The organism is uncultured Tenacibaculum sp., assembly GCF_947498805.1.
GTDB lineage: Bacteria > Bacteroidota > Bacteroidia > Flavobacteriales > Flavobacteriaceae > Polaribacter.
Map to the genome: position 1 here is coordinate 1 of NZ_CANMLT010000021.1, position 977 is coordinate 977.

1 protein-coding gene is annotated in these 977 nt (G+C 43.6%); it reads right to left on the bottom strand.

Annotation, left to right across the window (positions count from 1 at the left end):
- Nucleotides 1-977: hypothetical protein (locus Q0873_RS18160; RefSeq protein WP_299110211.1), on the bottom strand; the 977-nt coding region annotated here is incomplete at both ends.

Consider the following 977-nt stretch of genomic DNA (forward strand, 5'->3'; position numbering starts at 1 on the left):
TAACTTGCACTATTGGCACTTGCAATATTACTAAAGCTTCCACCTGAAGTTGTGCTACTCTGCCATTGATATGATAAACTTACGCCTCCAGTTGCGGTTACACTTACTGTAGCTGTTCCGCCTTCACAGACTGTTTGAGTTGCTGTTGGTTGAGCTGTAATACTTGGATCTGCATTGACAATCACCTCTGCTTCATTTGAAGTAACACTGTTACATCCTGATGCGCTATCGGTAATGACCACTCTATAATAGGTAGTTCCTGCACTAGTAGTTGGAGCCGAGTAACTTGCACTATTGGCACTTGCAATATTACTAAAGCTTCCACCTGAAGTTGTGCTACTCTGCCATTGATATGATAAACTTACGCCTCCAGTTGCGGTTACACTTACTGTAGCTGTTCCGCCTTCACAGACAGTTTGAGTTGCTGTTGGTTGAGCCGTAATACTCGGATCTGCATTGACAATAACCTCTGCTTCATTTGAAGTAACACTGTTACATCCTGATGTGCTATCGGTAATGACCAATCTATAATAGGTAGTTCCTGCACTGGTAGTTGGAGCCGAATAGCTGGCACTATTGGCACTTGCAATATTACTAAAGCTTCCGCCTGAAGTTGTGCTACTCTGCCATTGATATGATAAACTTACGCCTCCAGTTGCGGTTACACTTACTGTAGCTGTTCCGCCTTCACAGACTGTTTGAGTTGCTGTTGGTTGAGCCGTAATACTCGGATCTGCATTGACAATCACCTCTGCTTCATTTGAAGTAACACTGTTACATCCTGATGCGCTATCGGTAATGACCACTCTATAATAGGTAGTTCCTGCACTAGTAGTTGGAGCCGAATAACTTGCACTATTGGCACTTGCAATATTACTAAAGCTTCCACCTGAAGTTGTGCTACTCTGCCATTGATATGATAAACTTACGCCTCCAGTTGCGGTTACACTTACTGTAGCTGTTCCGCCTTCACAGAC